Origin of the sequence: Stutzerimonas kunmingensis (assembly GCF_032106285.1) — a bacterium.
GTDB classification, from domain to species: domain Bacteria; phylum Pseudomonadota; class Gammaproteobacteria; order Pseudomonadales; family Pseudomonadaceae; genus Stutzerimonas; species Stutzerimonas kunmingensis_B.
This window is the reverse complement of sequence record NZ_DAMCPO010000008.1, coordinates 15,398-30,686: the sequence shown is the minus strand read 5'-3', so window position 1 is coordinate 30,686 and position 15,289 is coordinate 15,398. Positions and strand designations below refer to the sequence as shown.

General features: G+C 63.8%; 15 protein-coding genes. 6 read left to right on the top strand and 9 right to left on the bottom strand.

Going from position 1 to position 15,289, the window contains the following annotated elements:
* The first annotated feature begins 169 nt into the window (after positions 1-169).
* Complete coding sequence (locus tag RT582_RS08460; protein WP_104097677.1) at positions 170-676, top strand: CinA family protein; 507 nt, start codon at positions 170-172, stop codon at positions 674-676.
* Here the strand turns inward: RT582_RS08460 and RT582_RS08455 are convergent, their stop codons facing one another.
* Complete coding sequence (locus tag RT582_RS08455) at positions 677-1,789, bottom strand: mechanosensitive ion channel family protein (protein ID WP_230357505.1); 1,113 nt, start codon at positions 1,787-1,789, stop codon at positions 677-679.
* Positions 1,790-1,993: 204 nt separating this feature from the next.
* Here RT582_RS08455 and RT582_RS08450 point away from each other — a divergent pair, with 204 nt between their 5' ends.
* A complete protein-coding gene (locus RT582_RS08450) occupies positions 1,994-2,524 on the top strand; it encodes a ferritin-like domain-containing protein (RefSeq protein WP_023445378.1) in 531 nt (176 codons plus the stop codon).
* A 105-nt stretch (positions 2,525-2,629) separates the two neighbouring features.
* Positions 2,630-2,914: a DUF2061 domain-containing protein gene (locus RT582_RS08445; protein WP_090520248.1), complete on the top strand. Its 285-nt coding sequence runs from the start codon at positions 2,630-2,632 to the stop codon at positions 2,912-2,914.
* Positions 2,915-2,921: 7 nt separating this feature from the next.
* Here the strand turns inward: RT582_RS08445 and RT582_RS08440 are convergent, their stop codons facing one another.
* Complete coding sequence (locus RT582_RS08440) at positions 2,922-3,197, bottom strand: DUF1652 domain-containing protein (RefSeq protein ID WP_014820219.1); 276 nt, start codon at positions 3,195-3,197, stop codon at positions 2,922-2,924.
* A 277-nt stretch (positions 3,198-3,474) separates the two neighbouring features.
* Between RT582_RS08440 and RT582_RS08435 the strand changes: the two genes are divergently transcribed.
* The 3 genes from RT582_RS08435 (at position 3,475) to RT582_RS08425 (ending at position 7,557) form a co-directional block, all read left to right on the top strand.
* On the top strand, positions 3,475-3,771 hold the full coding sequence (locus RT582_RS08435) for a hypothetical protein (protein ID WP_313477138.1): 297 nt from the start codon (positions 3,475-3,477) through the stop codon (positions 3,769-3,771).
* A 26-nt stretch (positions 3,772-3,797) separates the two neighbouring features.
* Positions 3,798-6,362: a DNA ligase D gene (gene ligD, locus RT582_RS08430; protein WP_313240305.1), complete on the top strand. Its 2,565-nt coding sequence runs from the start codon at positions 3,798-3,800 to the stop codon at positions 6,360-6,362.
* 166 nt (positions 6,363-6,528) lie between these two features.
* Positions 6,529-7,557 (top strand): hypothetical protein, encoded by a 1,029-nt coding sequence (locus RT582_RS08425; protein ID WP_313477137.1) that lies wholly within the window; start codon positions 6,529-6,531, stop codon positions 7,555-7,557.
* 143 nt (positions 7,558-7,700) lie between these two features.
* Here RT582_RS08425 and RT582_RS08420 read toward each other — a convergent pair whose 3' ends face one another.
* From RT582_RS08420 to RT582_RS08390, 7 genes are all read right to left on the bottom strand, one after another.
* Positions 7,701-8,861 (bottom strand): DUF1615 domain-containing protein, encoded by a 1,161-nt coding sequence (locus RT582_RS08420; RefSeq protein WP_313477136.1) that lies wholly within the window; start codon positions 8,859-8,861, stop codon positions 7,701-7,703.
* 191 nt (positions 8,862-9,052) lie between these two features.
* A complete protein-coding gene (locus RT582_RS08415) occupies positions 9,053-9,289 on the bottom strand; it encodes a DUF2790 domain-containing protein (protein ID WP_014820223.1) in 237 nt (78 codons plus the stop codon).
* Between the two features lie 286 nt (positions 9,290-9,575).
* Positions 9,576-10,511 (bottom strand): LysR family transcriptional regulator, encoded by a 936-nt coding sequence (locus RT582_RS08410; RefSeq protein ID WP_313477135.1) that lies wholly within the window; start codon positions 10,509-10,511, stop codon positions 9,576-9,578.
* 19 nt (positions 10,512-10,530) lie between these two features.
* Positions 10,531-12,003, bottom strand: coding sequence for an efflux transporter outer membrane subunit (locus RT582_RS08405; protein WP_313477134.1), 1,473 nt, complete (start codon positions 12,001-12,003; stop codon positions 10,531-10,533).
* Complete coding sequence (locus tag RT582_RS08400; protein WP_313477133.1) at positions 12,000-12,899, bottom strand: HlyD family secretion protein; 900 nt, start codon at positions 12,897-12,899, stop codon at positions 12,000-12,002. Before RT582_RS08400 ends, RT582_RS08405 begins: the two co-directional genes overlap by 4 nt.
* A 3-nt stretch (positions 12,900-12,902) precedes the next feature.
* On the bottom strand, positions 12,903-13,106 hold the full coding sequence (locus tag RT582_RS08395; protein ID WP_014820227.1) for a DUF1656 domain-containing protein: 204 nt from the start codon (positions 13,104-13,106) through the stop codon (positions 12,903-12,905).
* Entirely contained in the window at positions 13,103-15,178 is a 2,076-nt protein-coding gene (locus RT582_RS08390) for an FUSC family protein (protein ID WP_313477132.1), read from the bottom strand. The genes RT582_RS08395 and RT582_RS08390 overlap by 4 nt, the downstream gene beginning before the upstream one ends.
* Positions 15,179-15,289 lie beyond the last annotated feature (111 nt).

Below are 15,289 nucleotides of genomic sequence, written 5' to 3'. Positions count from 1 at the left end.
CGCGAAGGCAGGTGGGGCTTCACTGGCCCTACCAGAAACCAGACCCGGCGTCGCGGTAGAAGTTCTTGAAAACCCGATCAACTACCACTGCCGGAACTCGCAACCAGCCAACTTGCTCCGAATACAGAGTCGTGAAGGCGTTGAACCTGGAATGGTCGGAGCAAAAAACATGCAAGAGATCGAACGAGTCGTTGACTTTCTGCAACGCGAGGAACTGACGCTGACCACCGCGGAGTCCTGTACCTGCGGTTTGATGGCTTCGCTGATGGGCGATATTCCGGGTTGCGGCCAGGTGCTCGACAGCGGCTTCGTGGTCTATTCACCCAAGGCAAAGAACCGCCTGCTCAAGGTGGACTTCGAAACCATCGAGCGATTCGGCCTGACCAGCGAGGAGGTCGCGCGCGAGATGGCTATCGGCGCGCTGAACGCCAGCGTCGCCACCCTTGCCGTGTCGAATACCGGTGTTGCGGACGATGACCAGGAGGATGAGGGTGGCACCCAGTGCTACGCCTATGCACTGATGCGGGGCGAGCGGCAGGTGGTGGTGAGCGAAACGGTGCAGTTCGATGGCGACCGGGTCGCGATCCGCAAGCAGGCCGCGCGACACGGACTCACCCAGCTACCGGTTAAATACGCCGAGTTGCTGAAAAAGCTGGAGGGACTCGAGGGCGACTAGTCACACCGGCGGCTGGCGCTCCGGTTCGACATGCTCGGGCTGCGATGTATCGACGCGCTGCTTGTGGCCGACGCTGAGGTCAGCGCGGAGTTGCGGCAGCGAGTGCGGGTATTGCCGCTGGATGAAGCTCAGCAGGCTTTCGCGAATGTGGCAGCGCAGGTCCCAGTTGCGCGACGAATCCGGCGAACTCACCAGGGCCCGCAGCTGAATGGATTTCTCGCTGGTGTCGGTGACCTGCAGTACGCAGACCCGGCCGTCCCACAGCTCGGGCACTTCCTTGCACAGCCGGCGCAGCTCTTCGCGCAGCGGCTCCAGTGGCAGCGAATAGTCGGCCCAAAGGAAAACCGTGCCGATCAGGCTGGACCCGCGACGGGTCCAGTTCTGAAACGGTTTCTCGATGAAGTGCTGCAACGGCACGATCAGCCGCCGGTCATCCCAGATCCGCACGACGACGTAGGTGCCGGTGATTTCCTCGATGCGACCCCATTCGTTCTCGACGATGACCACATCGTCCAGGCGGATCGGCTGGGTCATGGCGATCTGCACGCCGGCGATGAGGTTGGCCAGCACTGGCCGCGCGGCAAAGCCCACCGCCAGGCCCGCAAGGCCCGCCGAGGCAAGCAGGCTGGCACCGAACTGGCGGGCACCGGGAAAGGTCATCAGCATGGCCGCCGCGCCAATCAACAGCACAAAGAAGGTCAGGGTGCGTAGCAGCACACGTGATTGCGTCTGTATTTGCCGGGCGCGAAGGTTGTCGACCACATCCACCGGATTGCGCAGCTGAATGAACTGCTGCAGCCCACGCAGCGAGCGCATCACCAGCCACGTGAGGGTGGCGATTATCAGCAGCGTGGTGACATGCCGTGCCGCGTCGATGAAATGCAGATCGTTCGGCGCAGACGTCCATACGCCCTGCACCCCTACCAGTGGCAACAGTAGCCGGACGGGCTTTTCCAGTTGCTCGGACAGCTCCCGGGTAAACAGGAAGGCTCGCGCCAGGCGTAGCGTCAGGGCGGTCAGTAGCCGGCCGAAGAGACTCAGGACCAATGCCACGAACAGCGCCGCGGCTATGGTGCGCAGCGCCGGCTGGCTGATGTAGTGATCCCACTGCAGGAGAAAGGCTGGAAATTCGATAGCGGGCGTTCCGGTTGGCCAGAGGTCTGGGGCAGAGACAGACAGCCGGCGGCGAAAGTTCAGGGCGTGCAGCCGAGAGGTGCGCCGGACGGGTGGGCGGAACTCCTATGGGCGGGATGTTTCACAAATTCCAAGCGGGTTGCAGAGCACGACCCGATTTTCTGACCCGATTGGAGTTGAACCATGCAGAGTGCACAGACCGGCAATGACGTCCGTACCGAACGCCTCATCGAATGGCTGCGCGATGCGCACGCGATGGAGGCGCAGGCCGAAACCATGCTGAACAAGCAGGCCAGCCGCATCGAGCACTACCCCGAACTCAAGGCGCGGATCGAACAGCACATTACCGAAACCCAGAACCAGGCCAAGCTGATCGAAGGCTGCCTGCAGCGCTATGACAAGTCCTACTCCGGCCTCAAGGACCTGGGCGGCAAGATGATGGCGATGGGGCAGGCCATGGGCGGCATGATGGTCAATGATGAGATCGTCAAGGGCGCGCAGATGGGCTACGTGTTCGAGAACCTCGAGATCGCCTCCTACAAGATCCTCATCGCCGCCGCCGAAGCGGTCGGTGACATGCAGACCAAGGAAGTGTGCGAGCGCATCCTGGTGGAGGAGGTGGCCATGGCCGACTGGCTACGCGACCACCTGGCCGAGCTGACCCAGGCCTATCTCACTCGTGCGGCCGAGCCGCATGTCGAGGCCAAGCGCTAAGCACCTGCGCCGAGCGCCCGGCTGTTGATCGGCCGGGTGCGAATCCTTTCAACTGGAGCCGAAGCGCGTGACCACTCGCGGCCACGCGCTTGGTGGAAGCTGCCCATGAGACAACGCCCACTACTGAAAACCCTGACCTTCGCTGTGCTGCATTTCGCGACAGCGTTCATCGTCGTCTATGCCCTCACTGGGAGCCTGGTGATCGGCGGGGCGGTCGCGCTGATCGAGCCGCTGTGCAACACCCTGGTGTTCTATCTCCATGAACGCGCCTGGCAACGCTTCGGCCGCCAGAAGGCCACCCACAGCCACAGCTATGGCCACGACTTATTCCTGAAATACATGGCGCGCGGCCAGACCGCCAGCAGCCGGATCGTCCGCACGCCTCGCTAAGCGAGGCTCATTCGACGTGACTGAGCTGTTTGCCTTCGGCGGGCAGCGAGCTACGCGTGACGCACATTTCAATGCGCAGTTCCTGCGCCAGACGCACCAGATTGGCGGCATCGCGGCACTGATCGTAGGAAATGCCGAGAACGGTCAGTTCTTCGTCTGGCGATTCCTGAAAGAGGCGCACGCGGAGTGAGTTGTCGGAATCGTCGCGGCATTCGCACTGGAATGGGCGAAGGTAGGTGTGCAGGATCGCTTCGATCTTGAACAGCGGAAGACGCGTATTCATAAATCCTCCCTATGTAGGAAGGTGACTTGAGCGCAGTAAAGCGATCGCTGCGCACCCCTGGTTTTCCCAACGTCATTCAACCGTAGCAGTGCTTGTCCGGTTGTAAATGCGGCGATCTGTCCATCCGGCGGATTAAGTCCGGCAACTGCTCTACACGGCAGTTTCCGGCCAGTGCCGCTTGTCGGAACCCGTCGGACGGCTCGATCTGTCCCTGCTGAACTTCATACCAGCAGGGGATGACCAAATTAAGTACGTCGTCCTTAAGCGGAGAACCGAGATGAAGAAAACGATGCTCACGGCAATCCTGAGCGCCATGGTTGCGCTACCGGCCATGGCCCAGTTTCCTGCTGGCACTCCGCGGGACGACACCGGCTCACGGCCGAGCCCCATGGGCAACCCGACGCCGCAGGAGGAAGTCGAAACCCGCCAGGACGATCAGGGACGCACCGTGACCGAAGATGGCCGGCTGGTGGCGCCGCAGCCGGGAAGCGAGGAAAAATCCACTGACCCGAGCCGGCATTCGGCGCCCGGCGGGGCTGACGACAGTTCCACCGACGCTGGCAAGCTCGAGTAATCGCGGGACATTGCCGGAGGTCAGCCATGGCGCTCGACGAATACCAGCGCATGCGCGATTTTGCCGCCACGCCCGAGCCGTCGGGTAAGGCACGCGGCAGGTCACGCAAGGTCCAGAGCCTGCAGTACTGCATCCAGAAGCACGACGCCACGCGGTTGCATTACGACTTTCGCCTGGAGCTGGATGGCACGCTGAAGAGCTGGGCGATCCCCAAGGGCCCCAGCCTTGACCCGAGCGTGCGCCGGCTGGCAGTGCATGTGGAGGATCACCCGCTGGAATATGCCACGTTCGAGGGCTCCATTCCGGCCGGGCATTACGGCGCGGGCGATGTGATCGTCTGGGATCGCGGCGTGTGGATACCGCAGGGTGATCCACAAGAGGGCTATCGCAAGGGCAAGCTCAAGTTCAGCCTCGAGGGCGAAAAACTCGCCGGCAGCTGGAATCTGGTGCGCACGCACATCGATGGCAAGAAGGAGCAGTGGTTCCTGATCAAGTCCCGTGACGAGGCCGCGCGCGAGGAGGGTGAGTACGACGTCGTCACCGCCGAGCCGAACAGCGTGCTCAGCGATCGCACGCTGGTCCCACGCAAACGCGGAGCGGCCAAGGCTCGCGTTGCGGAAGCGCCGGCCAAGCCAGTCAAGGCGCCGGCAAGAAAGCGAGCGTCACGCAAGAAGAGCGACGCGGTAAAGCTGGAAGGGGCCGTCCCGGCCGAATTGCCGGAGACGTTAAAGCCGCAGCTGGCAACGCTGGTGGACGCCGTGCCGAGCGGCGACTGGCGCTACGAGATCAAGTTCGACGGCTACCGCATGCTCGCCCGTATCGACGCCGGCAAGGTCGCGCTGTTCACCCGCAACGGCCATGACTGGACGGCGAAGATGCCGCAGCAGGCGTCCGCGCTTGCCGGACTCGGGCTTGAATCCGGCTGGCTCGACGGCGAAGTGGTGGTGCCGAACGAGGAGGGCGCTCCGGACTTCCAGGCATTGCAGAACGCGTTCGAAGCCGGACGCAGTGGGAGCATTCTTTATTACCTGTTCGACGTGCCCTATCTGAACGGCATGGACCTGCGGGATGTGCCGCTGGAACAGCGTCGCGCGGCGTTGCGTGAAGTGCTGGAAGGCAGCGACAGTGCATTGCTGCGTTTCTCCGAGGATTTCACCGAGCAGCCGGACAGCATTCTGGAAAGTGCCTGCCAGATGAAGCTCGAAGGCCTGATTGGCAAGCGAGCGGGCAGCTCCTATACCTCCAGGCGCAGCAGCAGCTGGGTCAAGATCAAGTGCAGCAACCGGCAGGAATTCATCATCGTCGGCTACACCGAGCCGAAAGGCACGCGTACCGGGTTCGGCGCGCTGTTACTGGGGCTGCATGACGACAGCGGAAAACTGCTCTATGCAGGCAAGGTCGGCACGGGCTTCAATCAGGCCACGCTGAAAAGTCTGCACAAGCAGTTGAAGAAGCTGGAAACCGACAAAAGTCCTTTGGCCAAGGCGGCACCTACTGCCGATGTGCGCGGCGCGCAATGGCTCAAACCCGAACTGATGTGCGAGGTTGCCTACGCGGAGATGACCCGCCAAGGCGTGGTCCGCCATTCGGTATTCCATGGCCTGCGCTCGGACAAACCCGCCGACGCCATTACCCATGAACGAGCCAAGCCCGCCAGTCGTAGCAGCAAAGCCGAGCAGCGGCAGACCGACCCCATCGGCAGCGGGCGGATCAAGATATCCAGTCCCGAGCGGGTCATCGACCCCAGCAGCGGCATCACCAAGATCGAACTGGCCCGCTTCTACGCGCAGATCGCGCCCTGGGCCCTGCCGCAGCTGCGAGCGCGCCCGCTGGCCCTGGTGCGCGCCCCGGAGGGCATCACCGGCGAGCTGTTCTTCCAGAAGCACGCCGACAAACTGGCCATCCCGCACATCACCCAACTCGACCCGGGGCTAGACCCGAAGCACGGTGCGTTACTGGTGATCGACAGCGCCGAAGCGCTGGTCGGAGCCGCGCAGATGGGCACCATCGAGTTGCACTGCTGGAACGCGGTAGCGCCCGAACTGGAGCATCCGGATCGCTTCGTGCTCGACCTCGACCCGGACCCGGCGCTGCCCTGGAAGAGCATGCTCGAAGCCACTCAGCTGACCCAGACGCTGCTGGACGAGATCGGCCTGACCTCGTTCCTCAAGACCAGCGGGGGCAAAGGCATCCACATCGTCGTACCGCTCGATCCGGTACACGGCTGGAGCGAGGTGAAGGCCTTCAGTCAGGCCATCGCCAAGTACCTGGCAAAGCTGCTGCCGTCGCATTTTTCCGCCGTAAGCGGGCCGAAGAACCGGGTTGGACGCATCTTCATCGACTACCTGCGCAACAGCCGTGGCGCCAGTACCGTCGCCCCTTATTCGGTGCGTGCCCGCGAGGGCCTGCCGGTTTCCGTGCCGATCCACCGCGAAGAACTGGCGGACCTCAAGGGCGCCAATCTCTGGACCGTACGCAACCTGCTGGAGCGCCTGCAGGAACAGGGCGACGATGATCCCTGGGCGGATATGACGCGGGTCAGGCAGACCATCACCGCGCAGATGCGCGAACGTCTGGGCATGTCGACTTAATCCGCCGCTCGTCTAAACACTGGTCGGTCTACACCGATAGGGCGATACCCGGGTGGCGCCACCGGGCAAACAATCGGCCTGTTCAGGGGAGCGGTAACGGTGAGGGAGGCGCCAGACAAGGCCAGCATGATGTCGGCCAACAACAATATTCAAAGGAGTGTCCCGCATGTTCGCGCATAAACCGCTTATCGCCTGTTTCCTGCTCGGCTCGTTGCCGGGCTTGGCCTCGGCACAGGCCGTAACCACCCAGACCGGAAACGATAACGAGGTCATCCTCGAGCAGCGTGGGGGCTCGAATTCGGCCTTATTGCTGCAGCAAGGGGATGCGAACTTCTCGCGAGTAGAGCAGGGCGGCGGCGAAACCACGCTGCAGCCCACGCAGTTGGAGCTCCTCCAACGGGGGATGGGCAACCAGGCGATGGTGTATCAGGCAAGCGATTATAACTTCGGGCATTCGGCGGCGGTCGTACAGCTGGGAGATGAGAATGTCGCCGAAGTCGTGCAGGCCGACGGTAACGGCTCCCAAGCGACCATCCACCAGCAGGGCGCACGCAACATCCATCGGGTCCAGCAGCTGTTCTATGCCAACGGGCTGGAAAGTCGCACATTCGGCACGAACAATCTCACCGAAGTCACTCAGACCGGTGCTGCGACAGCCACTACCCAGCAGATCGGCAGCGGCAACCGGATCACCATCGACCAGAACGTGTTCGCCTATGGCGGGGGAGTCACCGTTGATCAGGACGGCGCTTTCAACGAGGCCGCGGTTACCCAGGTGGGTGGCCGTTACTACACGGGCGAGGTCAACCTGGCGCAGGTCGGCAGCGCTAACAGTGCGCAAGTGGTGCAATGGGCGGGGTTCAGCAACCTCAGCTTTACCCAGAACGGAATCGGCAACGAGCTGACGGCGAGGCAGGGCACGCGAACCGGAACGATTCGAGGGACCTCGGCCGGCAACGACAATCGCGTCAACATTGACCAGAGTTTTGACGGTCCGGTGCTCGACATCGCGCAGAACGGTTCGGCCAACGAGATCGATGTGGTGCAACATGCCGCCTATGGCACGGCTTCGATCAGCCAGACCGGCGATGCCAACGTCGCCGTGCTCAATCAACTGACGGAATTCGCCGCGCCGCCGAGCGCCGCCATCATCCAGAACGGCACTGGCAACAGCACGTCCATAACCCAGCGCTGAGCCGCGCTGATGCGGCCGTCAGACGGCCGCGCTACATTCTCAATGGTCGGTTGCCGTAGCGCTCGTTATGCGCGCTACGGCCTGGGCCAGTGACAACTTCAGTGTGGTGCCATGCAGCGATCGCCGGCCATGCAGGCTACTCACTAGTAGCGGGCGCGCTTCATGCACGCGAGGTACCTGTCATTGACCCGGTTGGCGAACCAGGCGGTGGTCAGGTTGCGGGTGATCTTCGGGCTTTCCAGCCGGATTCCCGGCAGCACCGCCCGAGGCAGCGGCTTACCCGCGCGCTTTTCGGCCAGTGCGAAGACCTTTTCATAGAGGTCGGTTTTCTCGAAACCATGGGTGTCACCGCGCTCCAGTGCGTTGCGAATCGCCGTATCGCTCATTTCCAGTTTGCCTGCCAGCGCGCGAACTGCACGCTCGGTCTGGCCGGCCTTGCTGCTGCCGTGAATGATCAGGTCGCCGTCGAGGGCCAGCTTGATGCCACTGGTACGGCTGACTGCGGCCTGAAACGCGGCGTTGCGGCTGGCGTACCAGCCGGCATTGAAGTCGGCGAAGCGGTACAGCGGTTCGCGATAGCTGGTCGGGTAGTCGAGCAGGTGGGCGATGCCGAAATACATGCCACCGCGGCGCGTGAAGACTTCGTCGCGAATCGAGCCTTGCCGTTCATAGGGGTAGGTCCATCGGCGGTCTTCGGCAAAGGCGATGCTGACCTGCATCGGGCCGCCGGTCTTGACCGGGTTGAGCGTGCCGAACAGTTGCTTGCCGAGCGGCATGATGCCGAGGAAGTCATCGAAGATCGCACTCAACTGCTCTTCGGTGCGCACGGCCGCGAGACGCTGGCTATAGGTCTTTCCGTTGGGCGACTTCACGTCCAGCGCCGCATCCACCACGAACTGCGGGACGTGCAGGCGGCCGGCACGACGGTAGATTTCCTCTCGCGCGATCTTCGCCAAGCCGGGCACGGGCGGGGTCGCCTGGAATGTCGACTCCTGCACCGTCACGGCCAGTACCGAGCAGATGTTCTCATCGTTCGGCGGGATATCCAGCGCATCGAAGGCTGTGTAGATGTCCTGAGCCCAACCCTGACGATCAGGAATGTTGGCGGGGATCAGGCGAGCGATCCTGGCCCGGACTTCTTCCGGCTTGGGCGCCGGAGTCGTCGGCTGCTGGGTTCCACAACCGGCAAGACCGAGCAACGCTGCTGCGACGATTGCCGCCATGAATGGGCGGGTGTTGCCAGGAACTGGTCGGGTAGCGGCAGGGCTGCATGCCGAGCGGAAGGTTGAAATCGAAATGGTCATGCGGTCCTGAATGTAATGAGCGCCTGGGGCTCGGACAGTAAAACAGCCGAAACCGTTCTGCCTCTTTCAGAACCGCGATTCAAAACCGTCTGGTTCGCGTGCCGAATCCCGGCGCGCACCTGACCTGCCGCGCACAGCCTGTGCCAGTGCCGCAAGCGGCGTACGCTTAGCTGTAGCAGCTCGCGCCGGACTCAGAAATCGTGGCAATCCGGGCCCTGACGCAGGTACGTGGTTTCGTGGGTTTCGCCCTTGGAATCCACATAGGTCATCCGGGCGGTCACGACCTCGCAGCCGCCAGCAGGCACGTCCATTGATATGACCTTGGCGATGTCCAGCTTGTCGCCATATTGATAGGCCTTGGGTTCATCGGCGGCATACGCCAGCTGGGCACTGAGTGCCAGGCCGGCAATCCAGATCAGTTTGTTCACAGGTAACCTCCAGAGTGCCTGCGGGCCCAGGTCGCTGCGACGGGGGCGAAGGCAGGCGTTTCTTGCGTGCAGCGCCTGCCGGATGGCAGACGCCGGGAAATAAACGAGGCTGCCACGAGGAAAAGCAGCCAAAAGGTGGCAGGACGCCCGATCGAAGGAGCGCTCGACCGGCGAAGGAGCGGACTGGCTTCTAGTGTCCGTTGCCACCCGGCAATTTTAGTGAGCGACCAGGAGGGGAAAAACCGCGCGAGCGGTGAAGCACCTTTACCCGCCGCGCAACAATCAATCAGGCCCAATGGGCCGGGTCCTGCAGGATGCGGCGGTAGTCGGCGAATGCGCGCGGCAGCTCCAGCGCGAGAAAGTCGACCCAGGTCTTGATCTTCGCGTCGAGAAAACGCCGGGACGGGTAGAGCGCGTGGATCTGCTTTTCCTGCAGACGATAGCGCGGCAAGAGGCGCAGCAGTGCGCCGCGCTGCAGCGCCGGAGCCGCGACATAGTCGGGCAGCAGGCAGATGCCCATGCCGGCTTCTGCCGCGCTGGCCATGGCTTCAGCCACGTTGACCTTGAACCCTTCGCCAGGGCGAATCACGTCTTCGGCACCGTCTGCGATGAAGCGCCATTCATCCGCGAAGACCGGGTCCGCCAGGCGCAGACAGCGGTGCTGTTGCAGGTCACGCGGTTGCTGCGGTACGCCATGCTGCTCGAGATAGCCGGGCGCCGCGCAGACAACATTGCCAACCTCGCCCAGTCTCTGGGCGATCAGCTCGGAATCCGGCAGCTCGCGGGAAAGCGTGATGATGACGTCGAGTCCGGCTTCCAGCAGATCGGGCTGATGTTGCGAAAGGGTCAGGTCGAGGCTCACTTCGGGGTAGCGCTCACCGTATCTTCCGGCCAGCCCTGCCAGCAGCTGGATGCCCAGCCCCGTCGTCGAGTGCACGCGCAGGCGCCCGCGCGGGGTCAGATGGGCCCCGCAGGCTTCCTCCTGTGCCTGGTCCAGCTGAGCCAGGATCTCGCGCGATCGTTCGAGAAAACGTGCGCCGACCTCGGTCAGCGCCAACCGCCGCGTGGTGCGGTTGAGCAGGCGCGCGTGGAGGTGGTTCTCCAGCTCCGCCACCAGGCGGGAAACCTGCGCGGTGGACGTGTCGGCCAGCTTCGCCGCGGCGGTGAAGCTGCCGGCGTCGACTACCCGGACGAATACCCGCATCGCTTGCAGCATGTCCATCGAGTAAGGCCTCTCTGGGTTATTGGCCAGGCACGCCCGGCGATGGATTTTCAGCGTGCGCCGATGCGGTTGGCGTGCCTTGCCATCCGCCGCCCAGCGCGAGGAACAGGTTCACCTGGTCTTGCGACAGTTGGGCTTGGGACGCCGCCAGGGCGGATTCGGCCGTTGCGAGGGTGCGCTCGGCGTCGAGGCTGTCGAGATAGGCCAGTCGTCCTTCCTGATACAACCGGCGCGTGTGGTCCGCGGCGTCTCGCGCGGCATCGCGCGCTTCGCGCAGCGCTTGGTCACGATGCAGGTCGTGAGCGTAGTGCGTGAGCAGGGTCTGGGTTTCCCGCAGTGCGTCGAGCACAACTCCGTCGAAGCGGGCGAGGGCGGCAGCGGCTCCGGCCTCGGTGGCGCGAACGCGCGCGCGATCAACCCGGGTCGGAAAATGCCAGCTGATCGACGGGCCGAATTCCCAGCGACGGGTTACCGGATTACCGAGGTGTTCGAGCATTCCGGTGTAACCGGCCGCAGCGCCGAGACTGACCTGCGGATACATCATCGCCGTGGCGACGCCAATCTGTGCCGTAGCGGAGGCGAGTGCGCGCTCGGCCGCCCGGATGTCCGGGCGGCGCTTGAGCAGGGCGGTGCCATCACCCAACGGAATCGCCTGGCGCAGCTGCGGTGCGTGACTGCAGGCGGTAACCGTCTCGGGAAGGGCTCCGGGCGTGCGGCCGAGCAGGGCGGCGAGCTGATACAACGCGGCCGCCTTCTTCGATTCGAATGGCGGCAGCTCGGCACGCAGAGCCTCCAGCTGGGCGTGGGCGCGAGACACATCGACTTCGCTGCCACGACCGCCCACGAACAGGCGCTCGGCGACATCCAGCTGTTGCTGCTGAATCGCCAGTGAATGCTTCGCTATCGTCAGTTCCTCGCTGGCATGACAGGCCGTCATGTAGCTGCGTACCACCCCGGCCACTGCAGTTATGCGGGCCGTGTCGAGCAGCGCCGCACTGACGTCGGCATCGGCCCCCGCAGCTTCCGCGGCGCGATGCAGCTGACCGAACAGATCGAGCTGGTAACCCACGCTGAGGCCGGCGTCGGCGAGGTTCATCACTGGAAGTTTTTCCTCCAGGGCCAGGGCTTCGCTGGACAGCTGGCCGCGTGCAGCCGAGCCGTTGCCGCCGACCACGACCTCCTGCGCGTGGTGCGCCATCTGGAAGCCTTCATAGGCGCGATGCAGGTTGTGATAGGCCTGGCGCACGTCGGCATTGCCGATCAGGGCTTCACTCACCAGCCGATTGAGCGTCGGGTCGTCATAGAGCTGCCACCAGTCGTCTGGCAGCGGCGCCTGTTCGACCCGCTCGTTGCCGGCCAGATCGAAGGGTTTCTGCGCAGCAGCCTGCAAGGCCACGGCTTGGTCTGGCACGTGGTAGTCCGGGCCCACCGCGCTGCATGCGGCGAGCAGCGCAGTCAGCGCGAACGGCAGTGCGTATGCCGCGCGACTCATTGGCTGACCGTCGCCGATGTGTCGCGCGACCACGGCAGCACGGACAGCGTCGCCGTACGGCCGACCACCAGGCGGATGTCGCTCTGCTGGCCGTCGTCCAGCACAACGCGAACCGGAATTCGCTGCGCCAGGCGCACCCAGTTGAAGCTCGGGTCGATATTGGGCAGCAGCGAGTTGCCGCGCACACGGTCGCGATCCTCGATCCCTGCGGCGATGCTCTGCACATGGCCACGCAGATGCTGCGCTTCGCCCATGATGTGGATGTCCACCGGCTGCCCGATCTCGATGGCGTGCAGCTTGGTTTCTTCGAAGTAGCCTTCGACGCGCAGTGAATCGGTATCGACGATCGACAGCACCGGTGTACCGGTTTTCACGTAATCGCCCACGCGCATCGTCTGGTCGCCGAGATAGCCATCCACCGGGCTGAGCACGGTGGTGCGTTCGAGATCCAGACGCGCCACGCCGAGGGCGGCCTCAGCCGTGGACAGGGCGGCAGCGGCGCGCTTGACCTGGGTGTCGCCGATCTCGACGGTTTCCGCGGCGATCAGCTCTTTCAGCACCCGATTACGCCTGGCTTCGCGTTGCGCCTGGTCCAGCTGCGCGCGGCGTTCGAGCACTGTGGCGCGGGCTTCGTCGACCGCCAGTTCGAAGCGTGCCCGGTCGATCACGAACAGTACCTGGCCGCGGCTGACCTTCTGGTTGTCGCGCACGTGCAGTTCGGTCACCAGCCCGGAAACATCCGGTGCGACCTGAATGATGTCGGCGTGCACGTGGCCGTCGCGGGTCCAGGGTGCCTCCATGTAGTAGTCCCACAGGTGCAGGCTGACGACGACGGCGATGACGACCGCCAGCAGGGTCAGCAGCACCGAGCCGGCGGCGGGTATCCATTTCTTCACGATTCACATCCGGGGAAGGAGATTGAACAGGGCCCCGAGCACGATGATGTACAGGGCGAGGTTGAACAGCGGCGGATGCCAGACCCAGCGGTAGAAGCCTGTACGCTGCAGCACGGTGGCGAGCAGGCTCTTGATGCCATAGGCGGCCAGCATGGCAACCAGCAGGACCGGCACATAGACGCCGTACACATCGAGGTGACCGGTCATGCGTGCGCTCCAGCGGGGGAAAGGCCGGCTTCGGGTGGCGGGCCTCCCGGTGCCGCACGCACGCTGGCCGATGCGTCGGCGAAAAGCGCCAGTCGCAAGCCGTGCACCACCTGCACCACCTGCGCCGCCTGGTGTGCGCTGGGCGAAGCATCGCGCTGCAGATCCAGCAATGCGGCCTCGAGGGCGTCGTGTAAGGGCTCCGGTGCCGGCAGTTGGCTACGCGCGGTGGCGCACGCAAGGAAATGCGCGCGGATCATGCCCAGCACCGGCTCCAGCTTCTGCTCGATGGCGGGCGCCGGCCGCAGTTCACGCAGTTCCAGCAGGCGAAAACCGACGCGCAGCTCGCGCGTGGCGTCATTCAGCGCCAGGCGATCGTCATCCAGCTGAGCCAGGCGTGGCAGCAGCTGGGCGATACGGTCGATGAAACTCGAGGCATCATCGGCTTCGTTGCGCCAACGTCGCAGGTCTGCCAGCGCCGCCAGGCTCAGCCAGCCGTGGCGTACCAATCGCCGCGCAGCCCAGAGCGTACCGAACGGCCGGGTCAGGCGGGCCCAGACGAAGGCGAAGAGCACGCCCAGCGCAGTGGACAGTGCGATGTCGGCGAACAGCTGGAAATCGGCGCGGTAGCTGTCCTGAAGGGTGATGTTGGAGATCGTCTGCACCGCAATCACGATCACTGTCCCGGCGTGTTGCGGCCGACCGGCGAGGGTGCCGAGCAACAGCAGCGGCACGGCGAGCAGGATGGCCAGGCTGCCGAAATCGTGCACGTTGGGCATCAACGCGAAGAGGTAGACGCCGGCGGCCGTGGAGGAGATCAGCGTGGCGACCATAAACGACTTGATGAACGGCGCCGGATTGTCCTGACTGGCGAAGAAACAGCCTGCCACCGCGGCGATGAACACGCCGCTATAGCCGTGCTCCCAACCGGAAACGAACCACAGCATGCTCAGGCAGAACACCGACAGCGCTACCGAAGCCGCGGTGAATGCCATTAGGCCGTAGTCATAGTGGCGTGGCCCGCCGACCAGTTGCTGTACGTGATAGCGCAGCGCCGGTGCCGCCTCGGGATGGCCCTCATGGAACTGCTGGTAGAGGTCGAGGCAGTCCTGCCACAGGTCGATCAACGCGCCTAGCTGGCGCAGGCCGCTGTCGATCGCCAGGGCATGCGCCGGATGGCTGTCGCCCAGCCAGGCTGCCAGCTGCAGGCTGCGTTCTCGCAGGTGCTCGCCGTGCACAGCCTCGGCATCGGACTGAATCCAGCGATCCACCTGCTGCAGGTAATCCACCAGTTCCGGCAGCAAGCCCTGTAGCTCAGCCTGAAGCCGGTGCAGCGAGTCCGCGGTGGAGATCAGTTGCGGCATCAACATCGCCATACGCGCGCGAAATTCGCGAGCATGGACGGTGGAGAGATGACTGCTGCTGTCGTGGCTCAGATGGCTGATCATTGCATCCAACCCCATCACATCCACCAGCAGCGCATTCAGCGCACGTTGGTCGGCTTCGCCCAGGTGGTGGGTATTGAGCATCCGGCTGACGGCACCGCGCCCATCGCGCAGCAGCAGGTGCATCTTCGCCGCGAGGGTCGGCGCGATGCGGCTGGGAAACAGCACGGCGTTTACCACGCTGGCACAGACGATACCGAGCAGAATCTCCTCGGAACGCGCCAGGGCGACATCGAAGATGGTCGATGGGTGATTGACCTCGGCGAGACTGATCAGCGGCACCGTATAGGCGGCGAGTAGAAAGATGTAACTGCGTGGCGAGCGGTCCAGCAATGAGAGAAAGAGCAGGGCGCCGATCCACAACGAGATCGCCAGGCTCAACATCACCGGTTGCTGAGCGAACGTCGGCAGAAGCACGACCGATGCGGCTGCACCGAGCAGCGTGCCCAGCGCGCGATAGATCGCCTTCGAACGTGTCGCCCCGGACAACGGATGCGACACGACGTAAACCGAGGCCATGGCCCAGTAAGGGTTTTCCAGCGGTATCGCCAGAGCGATGTACAGCGCAAGCAGGGCGGCAATCAGCGCCTTGGCCGAAAACAGCCATTCGCGCCAGGTTGGCATATTCATAGAGTTCGTTTTTTGGGGCGTGGACCAAGGGCGGGAGAGGGCGCGGCCGTCACGCTGCAACACAGATGGTTACATTTAACGTCAAAGACGTATGACAGACTGAACAACCAC

What these genes read in the sequence shown, in the direction of transcription:
- ligD (WP_313240305.1), top strand. Translation starts at nt 3,798, where the DNA reads ATGGCGCTCGACGAATACCAGCGCATGCGCGATTTTGCCGCCACGCCC.
- RT582_RS08450 (WP_023445378.1), top strand. Translation starts at nt 1,994, where the DNA reads ATGCAGAGTGCACAGACCGGCAATGACGTCCGTACCGAACGCCTCATC.
- RT582_RS08395 (WP_014820227.1), bottom strand. Translation starts at nt 13,106, where the DNA reads ATGACCGGTCACCTCGATGTGTACGGCGTCTATGTGCCGGTCCTGCTG.
- RT582_RS08440 (WP_014820219.1), bottom strand. Translation starts at nt 3,197, where the DNA reads ATGAATACGCGTCTTCCGCTGTTCAAGATCGAAGCGATCCTGCACACC.
- RT582_RS08435 (WP_313477138.1), top strand. Translation starts at nt 3,475, where the DNA reads ATGAAGAAAACGATGCTCACGGCAATCCTGAGCGCCATGGTTGCGCTA.
- RT582_RS08460 (WP_104097677.1), top strand. Translation starts at nt 170, where the DNA reads ATGCAAGAGATCGAACGAGTCGTTGACTTTCTGCAACGCGAGGAACTG.
- RT582_RS08420 (WP_313477136.1), bottom strand. Translation starts at nt 8,861, where the DNA reads ATGACCATTTCGATTTCAACCTTCCGCTCGGCATGCAGCCCTGCCGCT.
- RT582_RS08445 (WP_090520248.1), top strand. Translation starts at nt 2,630, where the DNA reads ATGAGACAACGCCCACTACTGAAAACCCTGACCTTCGCTGTGCTGCAT.
- RT582_RS08390 (WP_313477132.1), bottom strand. Translation starts at nt 15,178, where the DNA reads ATGAATATGCCAACCTGGCGCGAATGGCTGTTTTCGGCCAAGGCGCTG.
- RT582_RS08410 (WP_313477135.1), bottom strand. Translation starts at nt 10,511, where the DNA reads ATGGACATGCTGCAAGCGATGCGGGTATTCGTCCGGGTAGTCGACGCC.
- RT582_RS08405 (WP_313477134.1), bottom strand. Translation starts at nt 12,003, where the DNA reads ATGAGTCGCGCGGCATACGCACTGCCGTTCGCGCTGACTGCGCTGCTC.
- RT582_RS08425 (WP_313477137.1), top strand. Translation starts at nt 6,529, where the DNA reads ATGTTCGCGCATAAACCGCTTATCGCCTGTTTCCTGCTCGGCTCGTTG.